Annotated in this window: 20 protein-coding genes; 4 read left to right on the top strand and 16 right to left on the bottom strand. The window is 55.0% G+C overall.

From position 1 onward, the window contains the following. From HMPREF1527_RS00640 to HMPREF1527_RS00625, 4 genes are all read right to left on the bottom strand, one after another. A complete protein-coding gene (locus tag HMPREF1527_RS00640; RefSeq protein ID WP_016476771.1) occupies positions 1-957 on the bottom strand; it encodes an ABC transporter permease in 957 nt (318 codons plus the stop codon). Between the two features lie 99 nt (positions 958-1,056). Next, positions 1,057-2,664, bottom strand: a complete 1,608-nt coding sequence (locus HMPREF1527_RS00635) for an ABC transporter substrate-binding protein (protein ID WP_035433572.1) — start codon at positions 2,662-2,664, stop codon at positions 1,057-1,059. 483 nt (positions 2,665-3,147) lie between these two features. Beyond that, positions 3,148-4,404, bottom strand: coding sequence for a methionine adenosyltransferase (gene metK / locus HMPREF1527_RS00630; protein ID WP_016476769.1), 1,257 nt, complete (start codon positions 4,402-4,404; stop codon positions 3,148-3,150). Positions 4,405-4,505: 101 nt separating this feature from the next. Continuing rightward, positions 4,506-5,234, bottom strand: coding sequence for a TetR/AcrR family transcriptional regulator (locus tag HMPREF1527_RS00625; protein ID WP_016476768.1), 729 nt, complete (start codon positions 5,232-5,234; stop codon positions 4,506-4,508). 149 nt (positions 5,235-5,383) lie between these two features. Between HMPREF1527_RS00625 and HMPREF1527_RS00620 the strand changes: the two genes are divergently transcribed. Then, the gene (locus HMPREF1527_RS00620; RefSeq protein WP_016476767.1) at positions 5,384-7,930 is read left to right on the top strand and encodes a YhgE/Pip domain-containing protein; all 2,547 of its coding nucleotides are present in this window, start codon (positions 5,384-5,386) and stop codon (positions 7,928-7,930) included. Between the two features lies 1 nt (position 7,931). Then, positions 7,932-10,115 (top strand): YhgE/Pip domain-containing protein, encoded by a 2,184-nt coding sequence (locus tag HMPREF1527_RS00615; RefSeq protein ID WP_016476766.1) that lies wholly within the window; start codon positions 7,932-7,934, stop codon positions 10,113-10,115. Here the strand turns inward: HMPREF1527_RS00615 and HMPREF1527_RS00610 are convergent. Continuing rightward, positions 10,108-11,541, bottom strand: a complete 1,434-nt coding sequence (locus HMPREF1527_RS00610) for a CCA tRNA nucleotidyltransferase (protein ID WP_016476765.1) — start codon at positions 11,539-11,541, stop codon at positions 10,108-10,110. The genes HMPREF1527_RS00615 and HMPREF1527_RS00610 overlap by 8 nt on opposite strands. A 169-nt stretch (positions 11,542-11,710) precedes the next feature. Between HMPREF1527_RS00610 and HMPREF1527_RS00605 the strand changes: the two genes are divergently transcribed. Together HMPREF1527_RS00605 and HMPREF1527_RS00600 are read left to right on the top strand one after the other, a co-directional pair. Beyond that, positions 11,711-13,096: a putative DNA modification/repair radical SAM protein gene (locus tag HMPREF1527_RS00605; RefSeq protein WP_016476764.1), complete on the top strand. Its 1,386-nt coding sequence runs from the start codon at positions 11,711-11,713 to the stop codon at positions 13,094-13,096. Next, positions 13,068-14,009 carry a TIGR03915 family putative DNA repair protein gene (locus tag HMPREF1527_RS00600; protein WP_016476763.1) on the top strand — a complete coding sequence of 314 codons (942 nt, stop codon included), beginning with the start codon at positions 13,068-13,070 and terminating at the stop codon, positions 14,007-14,009. The genes HMPREF1527_RS00605 and HMPREF1527_RS00600 overlap by 29 nt, the downstream gene beginning before the upstream one ends. 53 nt (positions 14,010-14,062) lie before the next feature. Here the strand turns inward: HMPREF1527_RS00600 and HMPREF1527_RS00595 are convergent, their stop codons facing one another. The 11 genes from HMPREF1527_RS00595 to murD form a co-directional block, all read right to left on the bottom strand. Continuing rightward, positions 14,063-14,695, bottom strand: coding sequence for a DivIVA domain-containing protein (locus HMPREF1527_RS00595; protein ID WP_016476762.1), 633 nt, complete (start codon positions 14,693-14,695; stop codon positions 14,063-14,065). 80 nt (positions 14,696-14,775) lie between these two features. After that, a complete protein-coding gene (locus tag HMPREF1527_RS00590; protein ID WP_016476761.1) occupies positions 14,776-15,042 on the bottom strand; it encodes a YggT family protein in 267 nt (88 codons plus the stop codon). Positions 15,043-15,075: 33 nt separating this feature from the next. Beyond that, positions 15,076-15,696 carry a cell division protein SepF gene (locus tag HMPREF1527_RS00585; RefSeq protein WP_016476760.1) on the bottom strand — a complete coding sequence of 207 codons (621 nt, stop codon included), beginning with the start codon at positions 15,694-15,696 and terminating at the stop codon, positions 15,076-15,078. A 48-nt stretch (positions 15,697-15,744) separates the two neighbouring features. Further along, positions 15,745-16,470, bottom strand: a complete 726-nt coding sequence (locus HMPREF1527_RS00580) for a YggS family pyridoxal phosphate-dependent enzyme (RefSeq protein ID WP_016476759.1) — start codon at positions 16,468-16,470, stop codon at positions 15,745-15,747. 1 nt (position 16,471) lies between these two features. Continuing rightward, positions 16,472-17,248, bottom strand: coding sequence for a polyphenol oxidase family protein (locus tag HMPREF1527_RS00575; protein ID WP_232209510.1), 777 nt, complete (start codon positions 17,246-17,248; stop codon positions 16,472-16,474). 34 nt (positions 17,249-17,282) lie between these two features. Then, complete coding sequence (gene ftsZ, locus HMPREF1527_RS00570; RefSeq protein ID WP_016476757.1) at positions 17,283-18,434, bottom strand: cell division protein FtsZ; 1,152 nt, start codon at positions 18,432-18,434, stop codon at positions 17,283-17,285. 211 nt (positions 18,435-18,645) lie between these two features. After that, a complete protein-coding gene (locus tag HMPREF1527_RS00565; RefSeq protein WP_016476756.1) occupies positions 18,646-19,776 on the bottom strand; it encodes a cell division protein FtsQ/DivIB in 1,131 nt (376 codons plus the stop codon). Positions 19,777-19,792: 16 nt separating this feature from the next. After that, positions 19,793-21,205: a UDP-N-acetylmuramate--L-alanine ligase gene (gene murC, locus HMPREF1527_RS00560; protein ID WP_016476755.1), complete on the bottom strand. Its 1,413-nt coding sequence runs from the start codon at positions 21,203-21,205 to the stop codon at positions 19,793-19,795. A 54-nt stretch (positions 21,206-21,259) separates the two neighbouring features. Further along, complete coding sequence (gene murG / locus HMPREF1527_RS00555; RefSeq protein ID WP_016476754.1) at positions 21,260-22,399, bottom strand: undecaprenyldiphospho-muramoylpentapeptide beta-N-acetylglucosaminyltransferase; 1,140 nt, start codon at positions 22,397-22,399, stop codon at positions 21,260-21,262. Next, positions 22,392-23,834: an FtsW/RodA/SpoVE family cell cycle protein gene (locus HMPREF1527_RS00550; RefSeq protein WP_016476753.1), complete on the bottom strand. Its 1,443-nt coding sequence runs from the start codon at positions 23,832-23,834 to the stop codon at positions 22,392-22,394. Before HMPREF1527_RS00550 ends, murG begins: the two co-directional genes overlap by 8 nt. Then, positions 23,831-25,252, bottom strand: a complete 1,422-nt coding sequence (gene murD, locus HMPREF1527_RS00545) for a UDP-N-acetylmuramoyl-L-alanine--D-glutamate ligase (protein ID WP_016476752.1) — start codon at positions 25,250-25,252, stop codon at positions 23,831-23,833. The genes HMPREF1527_RS00550 and murD overlap by 4 nt, the downstream gene beginning before the upstream one ends. Between the last annotated feature and the right edge of the window lie 9 nt (positions 25,253-25,261).

Below are 25,261 nucleotides of genomic sequence, written 5' to 3'. Positions count from 1 at the left end.
CTACACCGTCCTGATACGCGGATTGATGAGGATGTAGAGCATGTCAACCACGATATTGATAATGATGAAGGACAGCGCGACAACGATAACAACACCCTGTACAAGCATGGTTTCGTTGCCCTGAATGCCCTCGAGGATGGCCATGCCCATACCCGGTAGGTTGAAAATAACCTCAATAACTACGGCGCCGCCCATAAGATAGCCAATCTTGAGTCCGAGCGTAGTGACCGGAGTAATGAGGGCATTGCGCAAGACGTTACGCGCGATGACGATGGGTTCTGGGATACCCGCGCCGCGAGCAGTGCGAACGTAATCGCGGTCCAGCTCTTCTACCATCGCCGTACGGACAATACGCGTCATTTGACCAGTCAGCGGAACGGCTAGAGCGACAGCCGGCATAATCATGCGCGCCATGTAGCCACCGAAGTTTTTGGAGGGGTCGGGCAGCATGCCTGACGCGGGAAGTACTCCGAGGGTAGTTGCAAAGAGCAGGATGAGAAGAACCGCAAGCCAGAACGAAGGCGTCGCGAGTCCCGCGATGGAAAACACTCGAATGATTTGGTCGGGCCATCTGTCTCGATAGAGCGCCGCAAGGACGCCGAATAAAAATGAAACAACGGCGCCGATGATGAGGCCGATAAAGGTGAGCTGCATGGTTACCGGAAGCGCCCGCGCGATGCGATCCGCCACCGAATAGCTGGCGGCTCCATAGGAGCCCAGGTCACCATGGAGCAGGTTGCCCATGTAGCGCACATACCGGACTGGCCACGGATCGTCTAAGCCGTGCTCGGTGTGATACTGCGCAATGGCCTCCGGAGTAGCGCTTTCTCCCAGCGCGTTGTACGCGGGATCTACATGTGAAAACGACATCAGGAAGAATACGAGAAACGTGACTCCCAAAGCCATAATCGGCAACGCGATAAGACGACGACCGATAAGTCGAAGCAGGTTATTCACAGTCTCCCCTCTCTTGAACGAAATGAAACCGAACAAAAGGGCTCGAGCGAAGCTGCGTCCGCCCGAGCCCCACAAATCACCCGCAGCTGGTTCCCGCAGTTATTTCTGGGTTACCGTATTGACGTCAATGAAGGACATGCCTGTGGTGCCAATGCCCTTGAAGCCCTGAAGCGCCACGCCGTTTCCGTTGGGCTTCTCGCTCCAGGAAGCCGTAGAAGTCTTCGCAAAGAGTACCGGATAGAGAGGCACGTTCTCCGCGATAATATCGAAGCACTCGTTCCAGGTAGACTGCTGATCGGCGCCGGACTGAGTCAGAGCCTTGTCCATGAGCTCATGGAGCTTCTTCCACTCATCGGAAGCACCCCACGGGCAGCGCGTCTTCATCCAGATATTATCGCCGTACCACCAGTTGAGAAGCAGGTCGGTATCGCCGCCGAAGCAGGAAGGATCTCCCGGCGCCAAGAGCATGTCCCAGGATCCGTCAGCGGCGTCAATGGCGGAATAGGTAGCAGGCGAAGTATCGGTCTGAATGGTGACCGTAAAGCCGAGCGCGTCAAGATCGTTCTTGACCTGCGTGGCCATATTCTTAACCTGCTCGTTGTCGGTCGTGCGCAGGACAACCTCGCCCGGCGTGATGCCTGAATCTTTGATAAGGCTCTTCGCCTTATCAGTGTCATGCGTATAGACCGTGGCGGCCTTGTGGTAATTGGAGAACGAAGACGGCAGATAGCAGGTAGCGGCTTCAGCCTGACCGGACAGGGCGTTGGAAATCATCTTGTCGGTATCCAGAGCGTAGAGCACCGCCTGGCGAACCTTGACGTTATCCCAGGGAGCCTTGGTCACGTTATACATCAGGAAGCGAACACCGAAGCCCTGCACGGTATCAACGGTGCAGCCGGCGTTTTTAAGCTGGTCGATAGCGTCAGCGGGAACCATCTCCATAGCAAGCGTGGTGCCGTCGGTCTGAGCGGTCAGACGAGCCGTCGGGTCCTTCAAAATGTCATAGTGAAGCGCCTTATCCTTGGCGGGAGTAGCGCCGTTGTAATTGGGGTTGGGCTCAAGATCAAGTGTGTTATCCGAAATCGTCTTATACATCCACGGACCGGAGCCGACCGGCATCTTCTTCATGTCTTCCTGATTCGATGACGCAGGAACAACACGAACGATGGACAGACGCTCTTTCAAAAGCGAGAAATTAGGCACGTTAGTCTTGATGGTAACCGTAGCGTCATCTTTCTTCTCAATGGACGCAATGGGGGTCAGCATAGAAACGTAAATGTTCTTTTCGGCTGTTGCGCGCTTGAAAGATTCCACAACGTCATCGGCGGTAACTGCCGCGCCGTCAGAGAACTTTGCCTCTTTTCTGATGCTCACTTCAAAGGTAGTATCGTCGACCTGCTGAGGATCTGCGGTAGCAAGCTCGTTAAAGGTGTGGTAGTCATGGTAATTCATGCCATACAGGCCCTCTGAGACCTGCCAGTTGACACCAAGTGCAAGAGCAGATGACGTGGAGGATGGATCGTAGTTCTGCGTCGAGTACGCCGCTCCGGCGCTGATAGTACCGCCGCCGGCCTCGCCCTTTTGCTCGGTACCTGAAGTATTGTTAGCGTTGTTGTTGCCACCACACGCCGTCAGGCCCAATCCAGCAGCAGCAGCTCCACCGAGGAAGGTTCGACGTGAAAGCTGACGACCGAAAAGTTTGCTCATTTCTGCCTCTTTCTTAGTGCTATCAAGCCACAGACGTGGCACCGCGCCACAACCGTGGCTTTTACCTTTTTTATCATACGCACAGGTGAACGGGAAAGAAATGATCATTCGGCCGAACGGATGCTTTTGAAATGCACTCAAGAGAAGCACTATCACAGACGCCGGCGCCTACGCTATAATAGTAAGATTACCAGAAAACTTGCCGATCAAATAAGTCGCTGTACAGCGGGTTTATGCATTTGCTACCAAGCTATATATCAATAAGTTAACTAAGCCGTTTACAGAATAGTAATACCAGTCCTACCGCTTACCGAAGGAACTATACCGTTTACCGCCATATATCGGGTTACCTGGTTTCAAATTTAATACCAGGTGGTTTTGAATAAACATACCAGATTGCAACATTTAGGATTGCGGCAGAGCACCGTAAAACAAGAAGTGAGCCCTTCTCGCCACGCGAGAAGGGCCTTAAAAATCGCGTATCTATTCTCTGCGAACGGCGTCGAGCAAATCGTCGACTCGATTGGTCTGCTCCCACGTGAAGTCATCATCATTCCGGCCAAAGTGCCCGTAGGCGGCAGTCTTCTCAAAGATGGGGCGACGCAACTTGAGGTCACGAATGATGGCACCCGGACGCAGGTCAAAAACCCTTTGAACGGCGGCTTCAATGACCTCGTCAGAAACCGTGCCGGTGCCGAAGGTGTCCACCATGACCGAAAGCGGACGCGAAACGCCAATGGCGTAGGCAAGCTCAATTTCACAGGTATGCGCAAGACCCGCCGCAACCACGTTTTTGGCTACCCAGCGAGCAGCGTAGGCCGCCGAACGGTCAACCTTGGTGCAATCTTTGCCCGAAAAGGCTCCGCCGCCATGACGACCCATGCCGCCGTAGGTGTCCACGATAATCTTACGACCTGTAAGACCGGTGTCACCCATCGGACCTCCAACGACAAAGCGACCCGTCGGATTAACGTAGATGTCGGCTTTATCCCACGCAATGCCGACTTTGGCGAATACAGGCTCGATGACATGAGAAATCATATCCTTCTTGATAACGCTCATGTCTTCAATCTCAGGCGCGTGCTGCGTTGAAATAACAATCTCCGTTACCTCAACGGGCCGGCCTCCCTCATAACCAACTGTCACCTGTGTCTTTCCGTCAGGCCGCAGGTAGTCAAGCTCGCCGGTTTTACGCACTTCCGCCAGACGTTCGGCCAGCCGCTGCGACAAATACGCGGGCATCGGCATCAATACGTCAGTCTCATCGGTGGCATAGCCGAACATCATGCCCTGGTCGCCAGCACCGATACGATCAAGAGGGTCGGTCGTGTGTCCTGCCTGCACGTCATAGGATTCATCAACGCCCTTGGCGATATCGGGACTCTGCTCATGGATGAGGTTCAGCACACCGCACGTCTCGCAGTCAAACCCGTACTTGGCGCGGTCGTAGCCGATACGCTTCAGCGTCTTGCGAGCGATATCCTGCACGTCGATGTAAGCTTGCGTGCGAATCTCACCGGCAATGATGATGGTGCCGGTCGTCGCGAAAGTCTCGCACGCGCAGCGAACATGATCCACATTAGCTGGCTCTCCGGTCGGCGAAATGTAACCGCGCTCCTGCAGCGCTATCTCCTTTGCCAAAATAGCGTCGAGCACGGCGTCGGAGATTTGATCGCACACCTTATCGGGGTGACCTTCCGTAACCGCTTCAGAAGTAAAGTAATACCTATTGCGAGCCATGACCGTTCCTTTCTTACGCGGTAGTATTCGAAAAGGGAATTGCGAGAAGAACTCACAATTCCCTGTGGTATAACACCTGACACGAGGTATGTATACCCCAACTAGGCTGATAATTTTGAATCAATTCCTATTCCGTTCAAAATCATTGCCAGCAGATGATCGACAAGCTCATCAACGGTCATCTCGTGGCCATGATGACCCATCAACCCGATGGCGGAAAGCACAAGCGAACCCGTTATCGCGCAGGCAGCAAGCCTCGTATCCGCGTCTTCCCTGATGAACTTCTCGCTTTTTCCTCGCTCAAGCTGAGCCGCAAGCAACACGATGACACGGGACAAATGGGAATCCATCGTGGGAATCAAGTCTCGCTCAGAGCCTGCGAACTTATTGATGAGGGCAAGCACCAACGGAGAGCCAGGCATAATATGAGACGCAAGCTCACACATGATTGCACGAAGCGAATCAACGGAAGCGGAAACTCCTACCGATACCTGGGCCACCGCTTCAGTCAAATCATCAACCGAGCTGTCAAAAATCGCTTGGACAAGCGCATCGCGATCAGCAAAGTAATAATACAGGGCGCCTTTGCTAAGCTGCGCGCGAGAAGACACTTCGCTCATCTTAAAATCGGTATTTCCCCGCTCCGTCATAATCTTGGTTGCCTCGGACATAATGCGCCGCCGCGTCTCGATACTCTTTTTTGTACGGTTCTCCGCACGCTTATGCGTTACGGCAACTACGGCGTCGTGGACAAGCTCATGCGCCTGGGCGTGAGCGGCAACAATATGCGCGCCTGCCTCTTCCAAAGGATGAGCGTCTCTTTCAATCATGGCAAAATCCCCCAGTGTCTATCGGTCGGTCGCAACGGTTCAAAATAGAAATTTTGAACATTATTTAAAAAACAGTCAATTCTTCTATTATGATGACGGTAGGTAGGGTAAAGTTCAACAGTCAGCCAAACGGTACCAAAGGGGCATCTGTGAAAAACATAGCTCGCATTTTTATACGAGACCTTAGCAGGATCCTCAAAAATCCCATCGCAGTCATCGTTACAATTGGCGTCTGCATTATCCCCTCGCTCTACGCATGGTTCAATATCGCCGCTAACTGGGATCCATACAAAAATACTCAAACGATGCCCGTGGCTGTCGTAACGGAAGACAAAGGCGCTGAGGTGGGCGATCAGGGTCATCTCAATGCGGGCGCCATGGTCATCGATAAGCTTAAGGAAAACAACCAGCTCCAGTGGACGTTCGTATCCAAAGAGGAGGCGCTCCAAGGCGTTTCTTCCGGCACCTACTACGCCGCCATCATTATTCCAAAGAATTTCACCGCTGAGCTGGCATCCGTTCTTTCAGGGAATCTGGAAAAGGCCCATATCCAATACTACGTCAACGAAAAGCTTAATCCCGTAGCTCCCAAGGTCACTGATTCCGGCGCAAAGACAATTACCACACAGATCAACGAAACCTTCATATCAAAAGCCAGCGAAGTCGTTTCCGAGAAGTTCGTCGGTGTCGCCGAAACCGTAACATCCAAGGCAGACGGCGCCGTTGAGACAATCTCCTCTGAGCTCGGCGGTACCAAACAAGATCTCGACGGCATTGCAAAGAGCATTGAGTCTTCTCAGGCCACTATCGACAGCGCGCGCAACGCCGTTGCCAGCGCACAAAACACCGTTGACGCGCTTATAACAAGCGTTGACGCCTCCTCAGAAACCCTCGCTCAAGCAACCTCGCAGCTTCCTCAGGTAAAAAAAGATACCAATACGCTTTCAGCAAAACTCTTCTCGTCACTGACGCAAGGCGGCGTCTCAATGAGCAACGTCGCAAGCCACGCTAACTCCGCTATCGGCCAGATTACCGGATCGGTTGGTGGCGCGCTCGGTACCGTTGACAGCACGCTTGCCTCCGTAAGAAGCCTGATTGCCACCAATCGGCAGCTCGTCGCTGACCTTGAGGCTATACGAGACACGCTACCCACAACTGCTCAGAAACATCTCAATAATCTGATCGATGAGCTCAAGAGCTCCATTTCTCAAGAAGAGACTCTTCTCGCCCGCCTGCAGACGGCTTCAAACGACGCGCATGCGAACAATGACGCGCTGGCCGGCGTATCGAGCGCGCTGAACTCAACGGTCACGACAAGCGTTGACGCTCTCAATACAACAACTTCAACGCTTTCCGCCACGTCCATTCCTGAGCTCAACGATTCGCTTGATTCGTTCAGCGACGCCACCGGGAGCCTCGCTTCCGCCGTGCATGCAATCAAGCCGACGCTCGTCCATCTCAAAGGCATCCTGACTCAACTTGACAACACGCTCTCTGAAGCGAGAAAAGCAACCGCCCTGACGCAAGAATCACTCTCTTCTACCGCGTCAACTGTAGGAAATCTCGCCTCTGACGTGGAGGTTATTCAAAACTCGCAACTCATGGGACAACTCAGGGACGTCACCAATCTTGACTCGAAAAACATCGCCGCATTCATGGCATCTCCCGTTAAAATCGCCGATGACGCGGTCTATCCCATAGCCAATTACGGTTCAAGCGTCACGCCGTTCTATACGAACCTCGCGCTTTGGGTAGGCGGCTTTGTGCTGATAGCCATCTATAAGCTTGAGGTAGACAACGAAGGTATCGGCCGATTCGCGCCTTGGCAGGGCTATTTTGGCCGCTGGCTCCTCTTGATGGTCCTCGCGGTGCTCCAGGCGCTCATCTGCTGCGTAGGCGATTTGTTTATGGGCATTCAGTGCGTCAATCCCCTCGCCTTTCTTTTCGCGGGTGTCGTTGAATCCGTGGTGTACGTCAACATCATCTACGCGTTTTCCGTCGCCTTTAAGCACATCGGCAAAGCTCTCTGCGTTCTTCTGGTCATTCTGCAAATCCCGGGAGCCGCGGGTCTCTATCCTATCGAAATGATGCCCGGCTTTTTCCAGGCCATCCATCCTTGGCTGCCCTTCACCTACGGCATCGCTGCCATGCGCGAGTCTATCGGCGGGTTCTATGGAACGTTCTACGGCTGGAACCTCTTCATGCTCTCGCTGTTCATTCTTCCCTCCCTGGTTATCGGTATCGCGCTTCGCCGTCATCTTCTCAACATCAACTTCCTCTTTGACCGCCGCCTCGCCGCGACAGGCTTCATGGCGCACGAGCGTGACGGCATCAGCGTTGAGCACTATCGCCTTTCCTCCCTTGTCCGCGCCCTTCAGAACAGCGATGACTACGCGCAGGATGTCGAGAAGCGCGCTCAGCAGTTTGAGAAACGCTATCCCACCTGCGTGCGCCTGGGGCTTATAGCGCTTCTCGCCCTTCCGATTGGCCTGCTCCTTGTTATGTTCATCGCTCACAACAAGCTGCCGTGGCTCATCACATGGGTCGTTGTTCTGGTACTTATCTGCGCTTACCTTATCGTCCTTGAATACCTACACGAAACCATGAGGAGAAGAAAATCAATGGTAGGTCTTGGCAAACAGCAGATGACCGAGATGATCAGCTCTCAACTTGAGCGAGAAGAACAGGGTGAGTAACATGGAGAAAATCAAAACGCTCTTCCTGCATGACTTCCGCGCCGTTTCACGCAATGTCATCGCCCTTGTTGTATGCGTGGGTCTTATCGTTCTTCCCTCCCTGTACGCCTGGCTCAATATAGAGGGCAGCTGGGACCCCTACGGACACACCAACGAGCTTAAAATCGCCGTTGCAAATGACGACGACGGCTATAAGAGCAAGCTCGTTCCCGTCAGCGTCAACATCGGTGAGCGAGCCGCGTCAAAACTTCGTGAAAGCACTTCCATCAGCTACGTGTACACCACCCACGACGACGCCGTGGAGGGAGTGCGCAGCGGCCGCTATTATGCGGCGCTCATCATTCCGCCGGATTTCTCCCAAAAACTCCTTGGCGGCCTTGGCAACGCTCACAGCGAACCCGCGACAATCACCTACATAAGTAACGAGAAAATCGGCGCTATCGCACCTATCGTTACCGATAAAGCGGCGGAATCCGCACGCACGGAAATTGAATCCGGCTTTACCGACGCCCTAACCGAAGTCGGAGCCGGCGTGCTTGACGAAATGTCAACGTCTCTTGACGATCCTCATCTCATGAACGCCGCGGCGTCCTTAGACAGTGCGCTGACGCGGGGCAGCACCGACCTGAGGGGCGTTTCGCGCCATATGAAACTCTACGGAGATCTCATCACTTCCGCTCAGTCCATCGTTTCGAGTACCTCCGATCTTATGAACTCAGACAACAGCGCGACGCAAGACGCGGGCGATGCACTCAATGCCGCCTCAAGTGGCGTCCATAAGTTGAGCGGCAGCGTGCAAAGCGCCGGAGATACCGTTGACAGCGCGCTTGCCTCAACCCAGTCAAGCTTTGACACGCTTGGTAACGCGATTTCCACCTCACTCGACAGCGCCACCACAACCGCTCAACACACCTCATCTGATATGCGCGACCTTTCGGGAAAAGTCAGCTCGGTCGCTTCGGGGTATGAATCGCTTTTGAGCGACATGAAGGCTGTGCAGGCGGCGCTTCCGTCAGGAGCGCAGTCCCTTCTCGATTCCCCCATCGCACGCATACAGAACGTCGTTGATACGCAGCGGGCTTTGCAGAAGCACCTTGATGCCGCGGCAGACGCCATTGACAGCGGAGTTACCCTTTCCCAAGACGACCGCGCCGCTATAACGTCTTTGGTTACGCAGGCTCAAACAGACGTCTCTTCCGCGCGCACGGAGCTCAAAGGCACCCTTGACGCACAGCTCGATTCCCTCTCCGTGTCACTTGACAGTGTCAGCGGCGACACATCCGCCATCGCCGGTTCTCTGCAAGCTACCGTATCGCAGCTCAAGGACGTGTCGGCTTCCACTAATACGAGTCTCGACGCTCTGAAAAACGACTTCGCGCGCGCCCAAAATCGTATCAATCTGCTTGCCGATAAGCTTGACGCTATACACACCTCTCTCTCCGAGGCGCTTGCAAGCAACGATCTTGTCACCGTTCGCCGCATTCTCAGCGCCAACAGCGAAGACCTCGCGTCGTTTGTGGCGGCGCCGACAACGCTTGATCGTACGGCTGTCTATCCGGTTGAAAACAACGGCTCGGCTATGGCCGGTTTCTACACTACGCTTTCTCTTTGGGTAGGCGCCATTATCCTCGTAGCCATGCTTCTCACAGGATCTGACCAGGCACTTCTCGACTCAATCGGCGCCCAGCCTCGTCATGCCTATATGGCTCGCCTTCTTACCTTCAGCGTGTTCGGATTCCTGCAAGCTACGCTGGTTGGTCTCGGCGACCTCTATTACCTGGGAATTCAATGCGTTGATCCCGTGCGTTTCATGCTGACGCTTTGGATATCGTCGTTTGTCTTCGTCAATATCATGTACGCGCTTACCTATTCTTTTGGCGACGTAGGCAAGGCAATCGCGGTGTTTCTTCTCGTCATTCAAGTTGCGGGCGCCGGCGGCACGTTCCCAGTGCAAATGCTTCCGCAGAGCTTCCAAAACATCAACATTCTGCTGCCCTTTGTGCACGCCATCAACGCCATGCACGAAACGATTGCCGGCTATTACGGTACTATTTGGCTGCAGGAACTAGGCATCCTCTGCGTCTATCTCGCCTGTGCCCTGCTCTTGGGACTGGTGCTCCGCAAACCCGTGGCGCGAGCCAACGCGTGGATTATCGAAAAGCTGGAATCGACCAAAATCATGTAGACATCGCGGGCGTCAAGAGGGCGAGAAGTGCTTCTCGCTCATTGGCAACCTCACTGGCAAGGTAGGCTTCAAAAAGCTGCCTGAGATACATGCCTACGGCAGGTCCAGGGGCAAGGTCGAGCGTCCGCATGACATCATCGCCTGAAACGGCCAGGTCGCGAGGGCTTTGCACGGCGCCAACGCGAATCTCGTCATGCAGCATGCGTGCAATGACGTCAAGCTTGACGGCATAAGTTCGACAATACGGCGTCTTTGCCAGCGCGTCGGCTCGCTTGAGTTCAATGATCTGCGTAGCCAGGCAGGCACCCCTCCCCGCGCAACCCTCATCAAGCGTCGCGATGAAGCGTCGAATGGACGAAGCGCTTGCGCTGACCTCCAAATCATGCCAGCGGATAAGCTGCGCGGCTTGAGCTACCAAAGACTGCGGCACGCCCATAGGCTCAAGAATCTCGTGAGCCATCCGGGCGCTCTCTTCAGGATGCCCGAAGAAATGACCGCGGCCGCCCTCGTCTTCGGAAAAGGTCATAGGCTTAGCAATGTCGTGGAGCAGCGCCGCCCAGCGCAACGCGCTCTGTGCGGTGCCGGCGGTAAAAGCCTCAACTCCCGCGCACACGCGAGCCGTATGTTCGCGCACGTCATAAGCATGAAAGGGACTTTGCTGATCAAAATCGTCCATGGGTGCGAGCTCGGGAATGGCTGCCGCGAGGGCGGGAAAACCAATACGAAGCGCGCGAGCGGTACGCCCCGTCTCTACGATAGCGCGCGTCTCCGCGCCGATGCGCTCACGCGCAATGGATGCAAGACGAGGCGCGCAAACCGCGAGCGCATGATCCGTTGCAGCCTCGATAGAAAAATCCAGTCGGCAGGCGAAGCGCACGGCCCTCAGCACCCGAAGCGCGTCTTCTTCAAAGCGCTCCCGCGCGTCTCCGACCGCGCGTATCAGACGCAGGCGAAGGTCACGCTGGCCCAGATACGGATCGAGCAATCCACGCGATGGATTAAACGCCATGGCGTTTACGGTAAAGTCGCGACGCGCGAGATCCAAACGTATGCTGTCGGAAAACCGGACATCGTCGGGATGGCGACTGTCGGAATACGAACTTTCTATACGATAGGTTGTAACTTCAAGAGGATGATTCTCAATGACAACCGTAACGGTGCCATAAGCGCTGCCCGTTTCATACACCGCGTATCCGGCACGCCTGAGCACCTCAGCCGCCTGTTTCCAATAAGCGTCCGTAGCGATGTCAACGTCATGAGCCGCGGATCCTAAAAGCGCATCGCGAATCCAACCTCCCACAACCCAGGCCTCATATCCAGCGCCTTCCAGCACGGCAAGAGCGTGCTTCGCATACCGTGGCAACACCTCGGACAGGGAAAGAGCAAGTGTATCTGCTGTGGTTTGTGCGTGGAGCGGCGCATCCATCACGACTCTCCCGTTTTCTCATCGTCCAAATACGTTGACAGTACGAGCATACAGAAAACGCTGTGGAACTGCAAAATAGAAAATTTGTTCTGTTTTTCTCCCTGTCCGCGCCGAAAATGCGGTACAGTATAGATAGAACTTATGTTCTATCTGACGAGAAGGGCCTCGCGTGGATACCTTAGACAAGCTTTCCATCCTTGCCGACGCTGCGAAATATGATGCCGCCTGCACTTCCTCCGGCGTCAACCGCGCGCCACAAAAAGGCAGCCTTGGCATGGCTTCGGCCGCCGGCTGCTGTCACTCTTTCGCGCCTGACGGACGCTGCATCACCTTGCTGAAAGTACTCTTCTCAAATGCCTGCTCATACGACTGCGCATACTGTGTCAACAGGCGTTCAGCCTCGTGCGAGCGCGCGTCGTTTACACCGCAAGAACTTGCCGATCTTACGGTCGACTTTTATAAACGCAACTACATAGAAGGGCTCTTTCTTTCGTCCGGCGTTGTAGGAACGCCTGACCACACAACGGAACTCATGATTGCCTGCCTGCGCATTTTGCGCGTACAGCACCGTTTTCGCGGCTACATTCACGCCAAAATCATTCCGGGAACCGCGCCGGAGCTTATCGGCACCATCGGCCTTCTGGCCGACAGGCTCAGCGTTAATCTGGAGCTTCCAAGCTCCAAATCGCTGCAGCTGCTTTGTCCGGATAAAGACGGCAAAGCGGTTACGGAGCCCATGAAACTCATACACCGCACCCGCGTAGAAGAAGAAACGTCTCTCTTGGAGGCTACGCAGAACAAAACATCAACGCTCGCAAAATATGCGCCGCGCCAACGCGCGCTTTCGGAAGGCCGCAAGCTTTATGGCAACGCGGCAGCCTATACGCTCCGCCCTCGACCCCGCGTTTCTTCCGCAAAGAGGTCCTTCTCACCAGCAGGACAATCAACACAAATTATCATCGGCGCCACTCCGGAAAGTGACAACCAGATACTTCGCCTTTCGCAGGCGCTCTACGAACGCTACGACATGAAGCGCGTCTTTTTCTCGGCCTATATGCCCATGCTGGACGATAAGCGTCTGCCCGCGCCCGATACGCCCGTGCCACTCAGACGGGAGCACAGGCTATATCAGGCAGACTGGCTGATGCGCTACTACGCGTTCACTCCTGACGAGCTTGTTTCTCCAGAAGCTCCCTGGCTTGATTTAGACGTTGACCCCAAACTCGCGTGGGCGCTTGCCCATATTGACCAATTCCCTGTCGAGATTATAGACGCCCCACTTGAGCTGCTCCTTCGCATTCCCGGGGTAGGTCCTGTAGGCGCAAGAAGGATTATCGCCGCCCGCAGGAAGCGCCCGTTGAGTTTTGAGGATCTCGCGAGACTCAACATTACCTTAAAGCGGGCGCGGCATTTCATGTGCTGCCAAGGCAGGCGCGACCGCAACTTCCCGCTCGACGCCGAGCTCATCAGAAAGCTGGTGATAGAAGATGCCAGAAAAAGCTCCTATAACAAGACGAGAAGAGCAATTGAATACTCACAGCCAACGCTCTTTTGATGACGGCTCTCCCCTTCTTGCGCACGCCATACGTCAGCTTCGCGAACTCGACTCCTCCTCCAACGTGGCGCTGACCTGCGAGCCCTCCGTTGAAGGCGTCGTTTCCTCGGTCGGCCTTACTTATTTGGCACGCCTGCCGCCTTCTCGCGTTCGTCTTGTGAGAGAAACCGGGTGCCAGGCGCGCCTTGGTGAAGTCATCGTGCAAGGTCTTAATCCATCTTGGGATGAAACGGTCGTCTTGGCGCGCCGGGTCCTTGTGGGGTTTGAACAGAAACAAAATCGCGAAGCCGTCAGGCGTCTGGTACTGGCCTGCGCGTCAGATGATCCTCGTATGCCTGAAACGGTCCATCGCTTTATGAGAGCGGGCTTTTCACGGTCAACGCTCCTCGTTGAAGATCCTGCGGACGAAGTCTGCCACGCGCTTAACGCGTTGGCTCGACAGGTTGACAATGAGCGCGAGCATATGCGGCAATTCGTACGTTTCTCGCGCATGGCAGACGGTTCGTTCATGTCGGTATTTCGGCCTAACGCAAACGTGCTACCTCTGACAACCGGCTACTTTGTCCAACGCCTTGGCAACGAGCGCTTTCTCATCGTTGACCCGCTGCACCACATCGCCACGTTCTACACTCCCAAGCAGAAACGCTTTGGCACTGTAAAACTTGATCAGAGCGGCATTGATAAGCTTGTGGCGCGCAGCGACCTTGCTGACAACGAAGCCTCTATCCAGGCCCTGTGGCAGTGCTTTTACGAGAGAGTTGGGCTCCCCGGCAGAGACGCCTCACAGCGTGGATACGACTTGCGGACACACTGGATGCCTCAGCGGTTTTGGAGCGAGCTTACCGAGCTTGCTGTGAACGTCCACGAAAAAACGGCACCAGGCGTAACCCGATGCCGTCGTATTACTTCGTAGAACTGTTGCTACATGCCACCGCTCACGTCGGCGTTCATATCGCCACGGTCGTACTAGTCAAGATCGCTGAAATCAGTTGCCGAAGGCGCAGGAGCGTTTTGCGCAGGAGCTCCGGCAGGTGTTGTTGCAGCAGGAACCTCAGGCGTATGCGCATTGTTGAGCACGCCCTGCGGGAAAACGGAATCGGCATCGTCCATGAAGTGCTGGAGAAGCTTGCGGTACTCGGCGCGGAAATCCTCGCGGGACTGTTTGAGACGATCAATCTCATCAAGCTCGGTTTGCTTCTCGGCAAGCGCCTGACGAATGACCTCACGAGCCTTCTGGTCGGCCTCGTTGCGAATGCGCTCGGCATTGTCGCGAGCGTCAGCTACGAGCTTGTCAGCAGAAGCCTGCGCCACAATAAGCACCTGGGAAATCTGGTGCTCGGAGGCAGCCACGGCCTGAGCGTTTGTTTTGTCTGCCGCAGCCTTCTCTGAATTCTCCTCAAGACTTGCCACCTGAGCCTGAGCCGCAGCAAGTTGCTGCTCGGAGTTGGTCAGACGACCCTTGAGATCGGCGATTTTCTGGAGCATTGCGTCAATCTCAGAAGAAACTTGCTCCAAGAAGGAATCCACTTCTTCAGGATTGTAGCCAAGCTCAGAGGGAGAGAAAGACTGTTTTTCGATGTCTGCCGGTGTGATTGCCATTCTTGTTCCCTTTCGTTGTGCGTAGTATCGCAAATACCTGCAGTTAGTAAAACCCCTATCGAGGCACGCAAAGAAGCTGCCTAGACAAGTATATTCCAAATAAGGCGTTCAGCCACCTGAAGCACGAGTAATGCCACAATCGGCGAAAAATCCATACCTGAAAACGTTGGAATGATGCGCCTGAAAATCGAGAGGTACGGCCCGACAAGAACGCCAAGAGCATCATGGAACGATCTGATTTGACGGCTGTTTGACGGAATCCAAGACAGCACACACCAGATAAAAACCAGCAGTTCATATACTTCTATCAGACGCACGATAAGTGACGCCAGCCGTAGACCAAACACGTAAAACCTCCGTCGAATCCTTCGTAAACAAAATTATCTTGTAATATCCCCATCGGCGGCAAGTTTATCCAGATCGGCCTGAGAAAGTTCCATTCCCTGCGGAAGGACTACGAAAACGCGCTCTCCTATTGCCTCAACCGCGCCTTCAAGTCCATATGAAAGACCAAAACTGAAGTCAAGGATTCTTTTAGCGATCTCGGTATTGGTGTTCTTAAAGACAAGAACTACCGGCTGTCCTGTGCGTACACGGCGCACTACAGACTGAACGTCTTCATAGGCAACGGGACGCAGCACGTAGGGCGGCAGCTGCCCGGATCTCATGCGGGAAACCGGTCTGAGGCCGGCATCGCCCGGCGTCTGCACCGTGGTTCCGGAGGCAAACTGAGTAGTTGGCTGCGGGCGCTGATATTCATGAGCCGCCGCGGACGCAGGAGCTGGAGACACCGGACGGCCGGAACGGGTATACACAGAAACGCTCTCCGCCTCAGGGCGAGAAGGATTGCCTAAAAGCCTGTTGGACGAAGCTGCCTCACGGGTATGTGGCTGACCCGCGCCCTCCTCGTCAAACTCATCGTCCTCATAGTACTCATCGTCATAGTAATCGTCATCCTGCGGACCTCTGAACCGATCCCGTAATGTATCAAGAATGCTCATCTCTACACCTTTCGCTTGTCATAGAGCAACACTGCAATCAAATCATTTCTATTGTAGAACGCTTGCCATAGTATGTTCGGGGCTAAATACCAAGCGACCCAGCCGAATCATGGTCGAACCTTCCTCAATAGCCAACGGAAAATCATCACTCATACCGCAGGAAAGCGCGGGAAGCGTGTGTCCTGTTTTTTGCGTAAGCTCATCTCTAAGCTCACGCAATCCGGAAAACGTTCTGCGCGCCGCGGAAGCGTCATCTTTTGGAGCCATCGTCATCAGGCCGCATATCTCAAGGCCGGGAAGGCCAAAGAGCTCATCTGCCGCAGCTCGTATATCCTGGGGAGAAAATCCCGATTTTGACTCCTCACCGGAGACATTGACCTCAAGCAAAACCTTACACGTCAGACTCCGCGCTTGAGAACGCACGGATATCGCATGAGCCAGGTGGGCTGAAGAAACAGAATGAATAAGTCCCACCCTGCCGATGACGTGATTGATTTTATTCGTCTGAAGATTGCCAATCATGTCAAAGCGGGCGTCACTCATGTCGGGCCAGGCCTTGAGCGCCTCAATCTTTCTTCCGAGCTCTTGAGGGCGATTCTCGCCAAAGATACGATACCCTACCTGATAAGCGCCTCGGACCGCCTCAGGCTGAACGGTCTTTGTCACTGCCACCAGTTCAATCTCTGAAGCATCGCGTCCGGAGCGTTTTGCGGCGTTGGCGACAACCTCAAGAATCTCTGAGCGGCGCTCGGCAAGAAAAGACTCGTAATCCACCTTAGCTCCTCAACTTCACGGCAACCGCTCCATGACGGCCGCACTGCCCCTGCTCGGCGCGATAGGAAAAGAAGCGATCCGTATGGGCTGCCGTAGATTCCGTAACTTCAGCGATGTTTTCGGCGAGAACACCCGCCTCTGTCAGGCAAATGCGAACCGCGGCGCCCAAATCAAGGTGACGGCCACCTGCGTCAGGCGCCACTATTCCCGATCCAAATTCACGCGTAAAGCGGTCGATAACTTCTTGAGAAACCTCATACTCACGCGGTCCTATATGAGGCCCGATATAGGCGAGAAGGTCCTCAACGTTTGCACCCGTCTCCGCCGTCAAAACATGAACCGCCTTTGACGCAATGCGAAGGAGCGTACCTCGCCAGCCCGAATGAACGACTGCAAACCCCTTGGGCGCCGCCAATATGACAGGCACGCAATCGGCAAAACACAAAAGAACCGGTACGTTTTCCGCACAACAGACAATCGCGTCAGCGCCCTGGACGCATTCGACTCGTACGGCCGCCAACTCATCGGCGGCTGACGTGCGGACGACAAGAATCTTATCACCATGAACCTGATGAGGATTGATTAGATTGTCCGCGCACGCGTGCGCGTCAAGCGCTGAAAGGACGCGCGACCTGTTCTCACGCACCGCCTCAGGCGCGTCTCCACAGGCGCCACCCAAGTTAAGGGATGTAAAAGCACCCTTTGACACCCCTTGCTGCCGCTCGGTAAAAGCGAGCGTGACCCCGTACGGACGCCTCACGTCCGTAATCAGAGCCACGCCTTGCCTACGCTGTGTCTCCAGCGCAATCATGCTAGATTCTGCTACGCTTCAGAAAATCAGGAATATCAAATTCCTTGTCGTTTGAAGAAGCGGCGGGACGCGAGGGTTCCGGCGCAGGAGCCGGACGGGACGGCTGCTGCCGAGCCGCAGGACGCGCGGCGCGAGTACCGGGACGGGAAGCCGTCACATTGCGAGCCGTCGGCAAAGACCCCTGCTGCACATTGTTGTCGTTGAAGCCAGTGGCAATGACCGTCACACGCACCTGATCGCCAAGGGACTCGTCCACAACCGTACCGAAGATGATATTCGCTTCAGGGTCAACGTTTTTGGCGACAAGGTCGGCAGCATCGTTAATCTCCTGAATACCCAGATCCTTGTTGCCGGCAACCGAAAGCAGCACGCGCGTCGCGCCATCAATGGAGCTCTCAAGCAGGCGGCTGGAGATGGCCTCGGTAGCCGCGTCAGCAGCGCGATTGTCGCCGGCGGCGATGCCGATGCCCATCATTGCAGTGCCGGCGCCCTTCATAATGGTGCACACGTCGGCAAAGTCGAGGTTGATGAGGCCCGGAACGGTAATCAAATCGGTAATGCCTTGGGTTCCCTGGCACAGCACGTCGTCAGCCATGCGGAACGCCTCAAGCATGGTGGTCTTCTTTTCGGAAAGATCCAGCAGACGGTCGTTAGGGATTACGATGAGCGTGTCAACGTTCTCGGAAAGGTTCTTGATGCCGTCAGAAGCAGACTGATACCGGCGGCGACCCTCAAAGGTAAAGGGCTTGGTGACTACGCCTACCGTAAGAGCGCCGACATCATTTTTGGCGATATCCGCGACAACAGGAGCAGCGCCGGTGCCGGTGCCGCCGCCCTCGCCCGCGGTGATAAAGACCATATCCGCGCCAGCAAGCGCAGCCTTAATCTCATCACGGGAGTCCTCGGCTGACTCTTTGCCAACCTCAGGATTTGCGCCCGCGCCAAGACCCTTGGTGATATCAGTTCCGATGTGAACCTTGATATCCGCGTCGGAAATGGCAAGCGCCTGCGCGTCGGTATTGATTGCAACAAACTCAACGCCGCGGATGCCTTCCTCAATCATGCGGTTCACGGCGTTCGTACCGCCGCCGCCAACGCCTACAACTTTAATGACAGCAAGGTAGTTATTAAGGGTGTCAGTGTCCTTAACCATCTTTCCTCCTCGTGGCATAGTACCTCTATTCCTTCGGTCGTGAGCGCGTGTGCGCTTTCTTGCTACATTTTCGTGCGCTCGCAGGAACCGCAGGTAATAACCCTGAACCTCAAGTTAAGGCTTACGCTTCATGCAAAGCGGGGTATGATTGCATAACTTGAGGGTTTTCGTCAACAATTATGTAAAAATAATGGAAACAGCCGGTAAACGGTTAGTTTTTCTCGCTGGACGACGACGTGTCCTGCGTGTCATGATCCTTGAGATCAGTCAATGAGTCAGAAGAAGACCCCTGCTCTTGTGACGTAGCGTTGGAGATGCCTGTGCCGTTTTGCGTATTTCCGCTTGTGACCCTCCGGTAGGTGGGGCTTGCAGGTACGCGCACGTTCAGGTAGGTCATCTCGCCGGCATACTGGCGCACCATACTCAAGATGACTTTTTCCTTATCTTCAATTTGCGTGGGAGAACCAAGGGCTACCTGAATACCGTTGGACAACGTTATGTTAATGCTGTCCGCACTTGCCGCGGAATAGCTGACAATCTGAGAGGTAAGCTCTGACGTAAACGTCGATTGATACGCCAGTACGGCCTCAATCACTTCATCTGTCGCCTTCGCGCCTGCCACGGGGCTGACTGTCGCGGGCACGTCGCTCACCAAAAGCACGCCGTCCTTCTCGGCTTGCGCAAGCGCGGCGACGCCCACAGAGTTGTTCTCCCCTACAGACAGGTTGATCTGCTGCAGCCAGGTACCCTCATCGCTGAGATACCACGCCGTGGGACCAGTGGACATGGCTACAAGCGCGGAGACTTTATGCTCCTGTATGGTGATGTGCAGCGTATTGGGAAACTGACGCTCATAGGTAACCGACGCGACCCAGGGATCCTTTTTGAGGTTCTCCGTTATCTGCTGCTCATCCATGTTAAGAAGGGTTGTGCCTTCTGGAACCGCAACTAATTTTTGAATGTCCTCATTGGTCACGTGGGCAGTCGGCTCAACAGTAATGTTGGTAATGGCAAATACCGGAGCGCTCCGCAGGATAAAAAAGGCGATAAGCGCGACGATCGCGCAGGCCGCAAGACCTATGAGTACGTTTCGTACGGTCTTTCCGTTCCACCGGCGCGCATTGCGCTGCCGGGCGGCGCGCGCCTCAGACGGCGTGACGCGTGCCGCGCCGTTTTTCGTTCGCATCCGTGCGGAGACGCTCGCAGGAGACGTCTTCGTTGCGCGAGACGGCTTACTCGTGCGGGAAGCTCGCGTTGAGGCGCTTCTCTGCTCCTGAGATTTGGGCGCTTTTTTTGTGTTTGCCTTGCGTGGCGTACCACGACGGCTGGTATCGCGTGCCATAAGTGCTACCTGAGCCTTACCGTTCTCCTGTGCGCTCGGACAGCGCTTTGATATATGCCGGACCAATCTGGGTAACGTCTCCCGCTCCCTGCGTGATGACTAAATCACCCGGTTGACACAGCTCACAAAGCGTATCGACGAGCTTATGACGAGAAGGAATATAGCGAACGTCCGGCACATTGCCCGCAGCTTCCACGCGGCTGGCAATCGTCTTGCCGGAAATGCCGGGAATGGGCAGCTCTCCTGCGGAAAAGACATCCATCACCAGCAACTTGTCTATCCCATCAAAGGCATGCGCGAAGCTGTCCGCAAGGTCTTGAGTACGACTGTAGCGATGCGGTTGAAACACGCAGATGACACGCTTGAATCCCAGCGGAAGCGCGGCGGAAAGCGTCGCCTTGATTTCCGTGGGATGGTGTCCATAATCATCAACTACCGTAATACCGTTGCAATCGCCAACATGGGTAAAGCGGCGGCGGGCGCCCTTGAACTGAGAAAGCGCTGCGGCAGCGTCTGCAGGATCGTATCCCAAGCAGTCAGCCGCAGCGATGGCCGCGCAGGCGTTCGCAATATTGTGCTTGCCGGGATTTGCCGGGAGCGTCAGGTCAACCGTTACACCTGACGGAGTGGTCACTGACAGAGGATTTTCGATGCCCTTCTCGCGCTTACGAGGACGACATACATAGTCGCACTGCTCGCTAAAGCCATATGAGACCGTCTTGCGCCCTGTGGATTTCGCCAAATCGACCCAATGAGGATTGTCTCCGTTGATGATGACCGTTTCATCCTCATCCAGAAGGCCCATGAAATCGCAGAAGGCCTTCTCGATATTTTCAAGGGTGCCATAATGGTCAAGATGGTCAGCCTCGATGTTGGTAATCACAATCAAACTGGGATTGAGATACATAAACGAGCCGTCTGACTCATCGGCCTCGCATACGAAATAGTGACCCGAGCCGTTGCGACCGTTTGTGTCGTACCCCTCGACCACCCCTCCAATCAAAAATGACGGATCCGCGCCGAGTTTGTCGAGCATTGTGGCAATCATCGATGACGTCGTAGTCTTGCCATGCGTACCCGCCACGGCCACGGTCGTGCAGCCGCGCGAAAGATACGACAGCATCTTCGCCCGTGGCCAGATGGGAATAGTCAGCTCACGAGCGCGAATCACCTCGGGGTTAGTCTCGGGAACAGCGGTTGAAGTGACTACAACGTCTGGCCGGACCTCATCGATAGTAGCGGCGGTGTGTCCAATATGGACGCTCACGCCCGCCTCTTCAAGCTCACGCACATAGCGGGAGCTCTTAAGATCAGAGCCTGTAACGATGCAGCCACGCTCATGCAACACAAGCGCGATGCCGCTCATGCCAGCTCCACCAATGCCGATGAAGTGGGCGCGCGTAACCGTTGGTATATCCTGATTAGCCATGGTAAAGCTCCTCCGATAAAGCGATAAGGCTTATAACTTTAGCCGAATATCCTGTCATGAGCACGCTCGTGCGGCAAGTTCCACGCGGTTCGCAAGAAGACACGCCGCTTGGCCTTGGTTGAGTCCGCGCGCCGCTTCATGCATCAGCTCGCGTTTTTGCGCGTCTTCCACAAGTTCTAAAAGAGGTGACGATAAGGACGCCGTTGCTACCTGATCGTCCGGTACCAAAACGGCGGCTCCCGCATCCGAAAGCAAATGCGCGTTGGTAGTTTGATGATCAGCCGTAGCCAAGGGGAACGGCACAAGCACACTTGGAACGGCTCGCGCTGCAATCTCCGCCACAGAAGACGCTCCTGAGCGAGAAACGACAAGGTCAGCCGCAGCAAGCGCTTCTCCCATATTAGAAATATAGGGCCTTACATCCCACCGGCACGCCTCCTCATCAGAAAGCTTCAGCGCCGCGGACACCTCATCAAAGAGCTCAGCTCCGCATGATTGCAATATGCGCAGATGAGGGTGGCTTAACAGCTGATCTTTGAGGGCGACCACCGCGTTGTTCAGGCTGCGCGCCCCCAGGCTGCCGCCAAACACAAGCAGGAAAACCTCATCTTCAGCAATACCAAGAGCCTGGCGCGCTTTCGAGCGGTCGGCAAAAAGCACCGAGCGCCTCACGGGATTTCCGGTTACCACGATGCAGTCAGGATCTGCGACATGGTTTTCAAATGCGGCTCTTGCCTGCGGAAATGCAATGCATACGCAGGAGGCGTCTTTTGCTGATACGCGATTGGCAAGACCCGTCACAGAGTTCTGTTCATGCAGCACATAAGGAACCTTGTGCGCGGCGCAAAAACGCATGAGCGGCAGTTCCACATAGGCGCCGAAACCCACAGCTACGTCAGGGGCACCCTCTTGGGCAAAAAGCCGGCTGAGTCGCCGTTTCGCGCGCTCCATTTGAACGCCCGCCGATACGAGCGTCCAGGGCTTTCGGCGATTAAAACCGGAAACATGAATGGGCACCAGCTCAAAGCCGTTCTCAGGCACAAGTCTGCCCTCAAGCTTATCGCTCTGACCAAAAAAACGTACCTGGTGCCCGCGGTCCCTCAGCTCTTCCGCCAACGCGAGAGCCGGGTTGATGTGGCCTGCCGTGCCGCCGGCAGCAATTGCTATGGTAAGAAGCTTTTTCGTGTCAGTCACGGGAATTCCTTCCGTTGTTTCGATTGCGCTTTTTATCCGAGGAGGAGCGCAGGCGCTCACGAGCGCTTGGTCCCAAATCGATGCGATGGCGAGAAGTGCGCAGTGACTCTTTCGCGCCGCCCTCAACCATCGTGAATGACGCGGACGGAGAAGACGGCCGTACCGTTCCGATACCGGCGCTATATCCTGCGCCGTAATCGTCACCGTAGGCTTCTTCAAAAGAGTCGTCAATCCTCTCTCCTGCAATCTGCCAGGAGCGACGGCGAGAATCATGCTCTGTCTCGGGAAGACTTGACCGAAGCGAAATGGACATAAGCACGCCCACCGTCATTAAGCTAGACAAAAGCGTCGATCCGCCATAGGAGATGAAAGGAAGCGGCTTGCCGGTAAGAGGCAGCGCGCCCACAACACCGCCAACATTCAAAAGTGCCTGAAAAATAAACATTGACGTGAAGCCCGCCGCAACAAGGCGGCCGGTCAGATCAGGAGCATATCGAGCAATCTGATATCCCGCCCAAGCAACGAGCGCGAAGACGGCAAACAGACAGAGAATACCGATAAATCCCGTTTCCTCACCGATAACTGCGAAAATGAAGTCGTTATGAGCCATAGGAAGATAGGAATATTTCTGGCGGGAAAAGCCAATGCCCACGCCAAAAAGGCCGCCGGTTCCAAAGGCGTATTGTGCCTGAGCCAGCTGATAGCCCGTATTGTGGTAGTCGGCCCACGGATTGAGTCCAATCAAAAACCGCGCGCGTGAGTATTCGTCACGCGTGGCGAGAAACAGCAGGATTGCCGCGCCCACAATCGCGGTGAGCACCACAAAGCGCATGTCAAAACCGGCGAGAAAAGCCATGATGATGATGGCGGAAACGATGATGAGCGTTGTCCCCTTATCCGGCTGAAGCAAGATGAGCAGAAGCGGAATGCCGACAACAACGGCGCAGGTAATGAAAAAGCGCCGCTGGTCAAGGACGCCATCAACCAGGTACTGCTGAATCAAAAACGCAACCATCATAATGATGGTGATCTTTGCGAATTCGGACGGCTGGATAGTAAAGCCGCCTATGGAAATCCAGCGCGTAGCGCCCAGAGCGTCAGCGCCGGCAAAAGGCAGCAGCACCACACCAAGCATGGTCAGGGTAATAAGAAAAAGAATACGCCACCCCATGCAGATACGCCGATAATCAACGACTGCGATAAACACAGCGATACCAGTACCAACCAGCGCGATAATTGCCTGCTTCTTAACGTAATAAAAGGGACTGTTACCCATATCAGGATTGGTCATCGCCGTTACCGACGATGCTGAATAAATTATAAGCATGCCAAACAGCACCAGAAGTACCGTGGCAACCACTAAGATAATGCGCGGCTTCATAAACCGTTCAGGCACGCCAAACAGAGTGCGCTCCTTGCGACGGCTCTTCGTCATGAGAGAACACCCTCTCGTTCTGCAAGATCGTATACATACTGTTTGAAAACACGGCCTCTCTCGGCCATGCCGGAAAACTCGTCAAATGAAGAACATGCCGGGGAGAGAAGTACAACATCTCCTGGCGCGGCCGCTTTGACGGCGGCGTCAAAAGCGTCTTTCATATGAGGCGCTTCAATGATATCAAGACACGAGGCGCTCTTTTCCTTTTCAGTCGCAAGCGCCGCAGCAAGGCGCTTGCCCGCTGCTCCGTAGCAAAGCGCTGTTTTGCAGACGCGGTTGACAGCGGTGGCAAGCTGCGTCAAATCCGTACCTTTATCATGGCCACCTAAAAGAAGCACCACTCCCCGTCCGGAAAACGATGTGAGCGATTTTTCAACAGCGTCGGTATTGGTAGCCTTCGAATCGTTCACATAGAGCACGCCGCTAACCTCTTTAACCGGCTCAATACGGTGTTCAAGCGGAGCAAAATCAAGCAGCGCATGACGGATGGAAACCGGATCAACGCCAACCTCCAGCGCCAGCGCGGAAGCCGCAAGCGCGTTGAGCGCGTTATGAATTCCATGAATCTTCAGGTCATCTTTTCGCACCAACTCCGTTTCGCGCCCATTGCGGCGTATCACCAAAACCCCTTCGCGCACAAACGCCGCGCACGAAGTCTTTGGATCTTGGGTGCTTACGTGACAGACGCGCATGCCGCGCTCATCCAGACGCTTTCCGCAGGCGCGACAATACGCGTCCAGGTCGGAGATGACCGCCAGATCGCACGGATCAAGGTTCTCAAAGATGCGTTCTTTTGCCGCCGCATAAGCCTCAAGCGAACCGTGCCATTCAAGATGGTCGGGAGTGATATTTAAGAGCGCTGCTGCGCGGGGGTGCAGGCGCTTGATGGTCGCCAGCTGAAAACTTGAAAGCTCAGCGACAAACCACTCACTGTCTTGACGGCCGGCAAGCTCATCGGTAATAGTGCAGCCGATATTTCCTACAGCAACGGCGTCTTCGTCAGCGGTCTGCAGGATGCGCGTGGTAAGAGCGGTCGTAGTTGTCTTACCGTTCGTTCCCGTAATGGCAATCCACTTGTTGGGACTTTCACGATACGCAAACTCAGGCTCGCCGATAATCTCTTTTGAGCACGACGCGGCGGACAAGAACAGCTTTGAGGAATCAGGGATGCCCGGGGAGGCGATGCAGATATCAAACGCGCCGTCCACATCGTCGGTACCGGTGATGACACGCACGCCAAGCGCTTCAAGTTCAGCGGTCTTCTCGCCCGCGTGAGCATCGGATCCGCCGAAAAGCGTGACAGACTTCACCCGAGAGGCGTCGAGGCCAGCAAGATATGAACAGACGGACAGCGCCGTCTTGCCCAGACCAAGAACGCAGACGTCACCAAGTTTTTCAGGTACGTGCACCGACATGAGGTATGC

The sequence above is a fragment of the Atopobium sp. oral taxon 199 str. F0494 genome (genome assembly GCF_000411555.1).
Lineage (GTDB): Bacteria > Actinomycetota > Coriobacteriia > Coriobacteriales > Atopobiaceae > Lancefieldella.
Note: the sequence above shows the minus strand (reverse complement) of the source record. Positions and strands in the feature narration are given on the sequence as shown.

Bases quoted from the DNA above. Each gene is read 5' to 3' on its own strand.
- HMPREF1527_RS00635 (WP_035433572.1), bottom strand. From the start codon at position 2,664: ATGAGCAAACTTTTCGGTCGTCAGCTTTCACGTCGAACCTTCCTCGGT.
- HMPREF1527_RS00550 (WP_016476753.1), bottom strand. From the start codon at position 23,834: ATGACGAAGAGCCGTCGCAAGGAGCGCACTCTGTTTGGCGTGCCTGAA.
- murD (WP_016476752.1), bottom strand. From the start codon at position 25,252: ATGTCGGTGCACGTACCTGAAAAACTTGGTGACGTCTGCGTTCTTGGT.
- HMPREF1527_RS00565 (WP_016476756.1), bottom strand. From the start codon at position 19,776: ATGGCACGCGATACCAGCCGTCGTGGTACGCCACGCAAGGCAAACACA.
- HMPREF1527_RS00610 (WP_016476765.1), bottom strand. From the start codon at position 11,541: ATGGATGCGCCGCTCCACGCACAAACCACAGCAGATACACTTGCTCTT.
- HMPREF1527_RS00615 (WP_016476766.1), top strand. From the start codon at position 7,932: ATGGAGAAAATCAAAACGCTCTTCCTGCATGACTTCCGCGCCGTTTCA.
- HMPREF1527_RS00595 (WP_016476762.1), bottom strand. From the start codon at position 14,695: ATGGCAATCACACCGGCAGACATCGAAAAACAGTCTTTCTCTCCCTCT.
- ftsZ (WP_016476757.1), bottom strand. From the start codon at position 18,434: ATGGTTAAGGACACTGACACCCTTAATAACTACCTTGCTGTCATTAAA.
- metK (WP_016476769.1), bottom strand. From the start codon at position 4,404: ATGGCTCGCAATAGGTATTACTTTACTTCTGAAGCGGTTACGGAAGGT.
- murC (WP_016476755.1), bottom strand. From the start codon at position 21,205: ATGGCTAATCAGGATATACCAACGGTTACGCGCGCCCACTTCATCGGC.
- HMPREF1527_RS00625 (WP_016476768.1), bottom strand. From the start codon at position 5,234: ATGATTGAAAGAGACGCTCATCCTTTGGAAGAGGCAGGCGCGCATATT.
- HMPREF1527_RS00585 (WP_016476760.1), bottom strand. From the start codon at position 15,696: ATGAGCATTCTTGATACATTACGGGATCGGTTCAGAGGTCCGCAGGAT.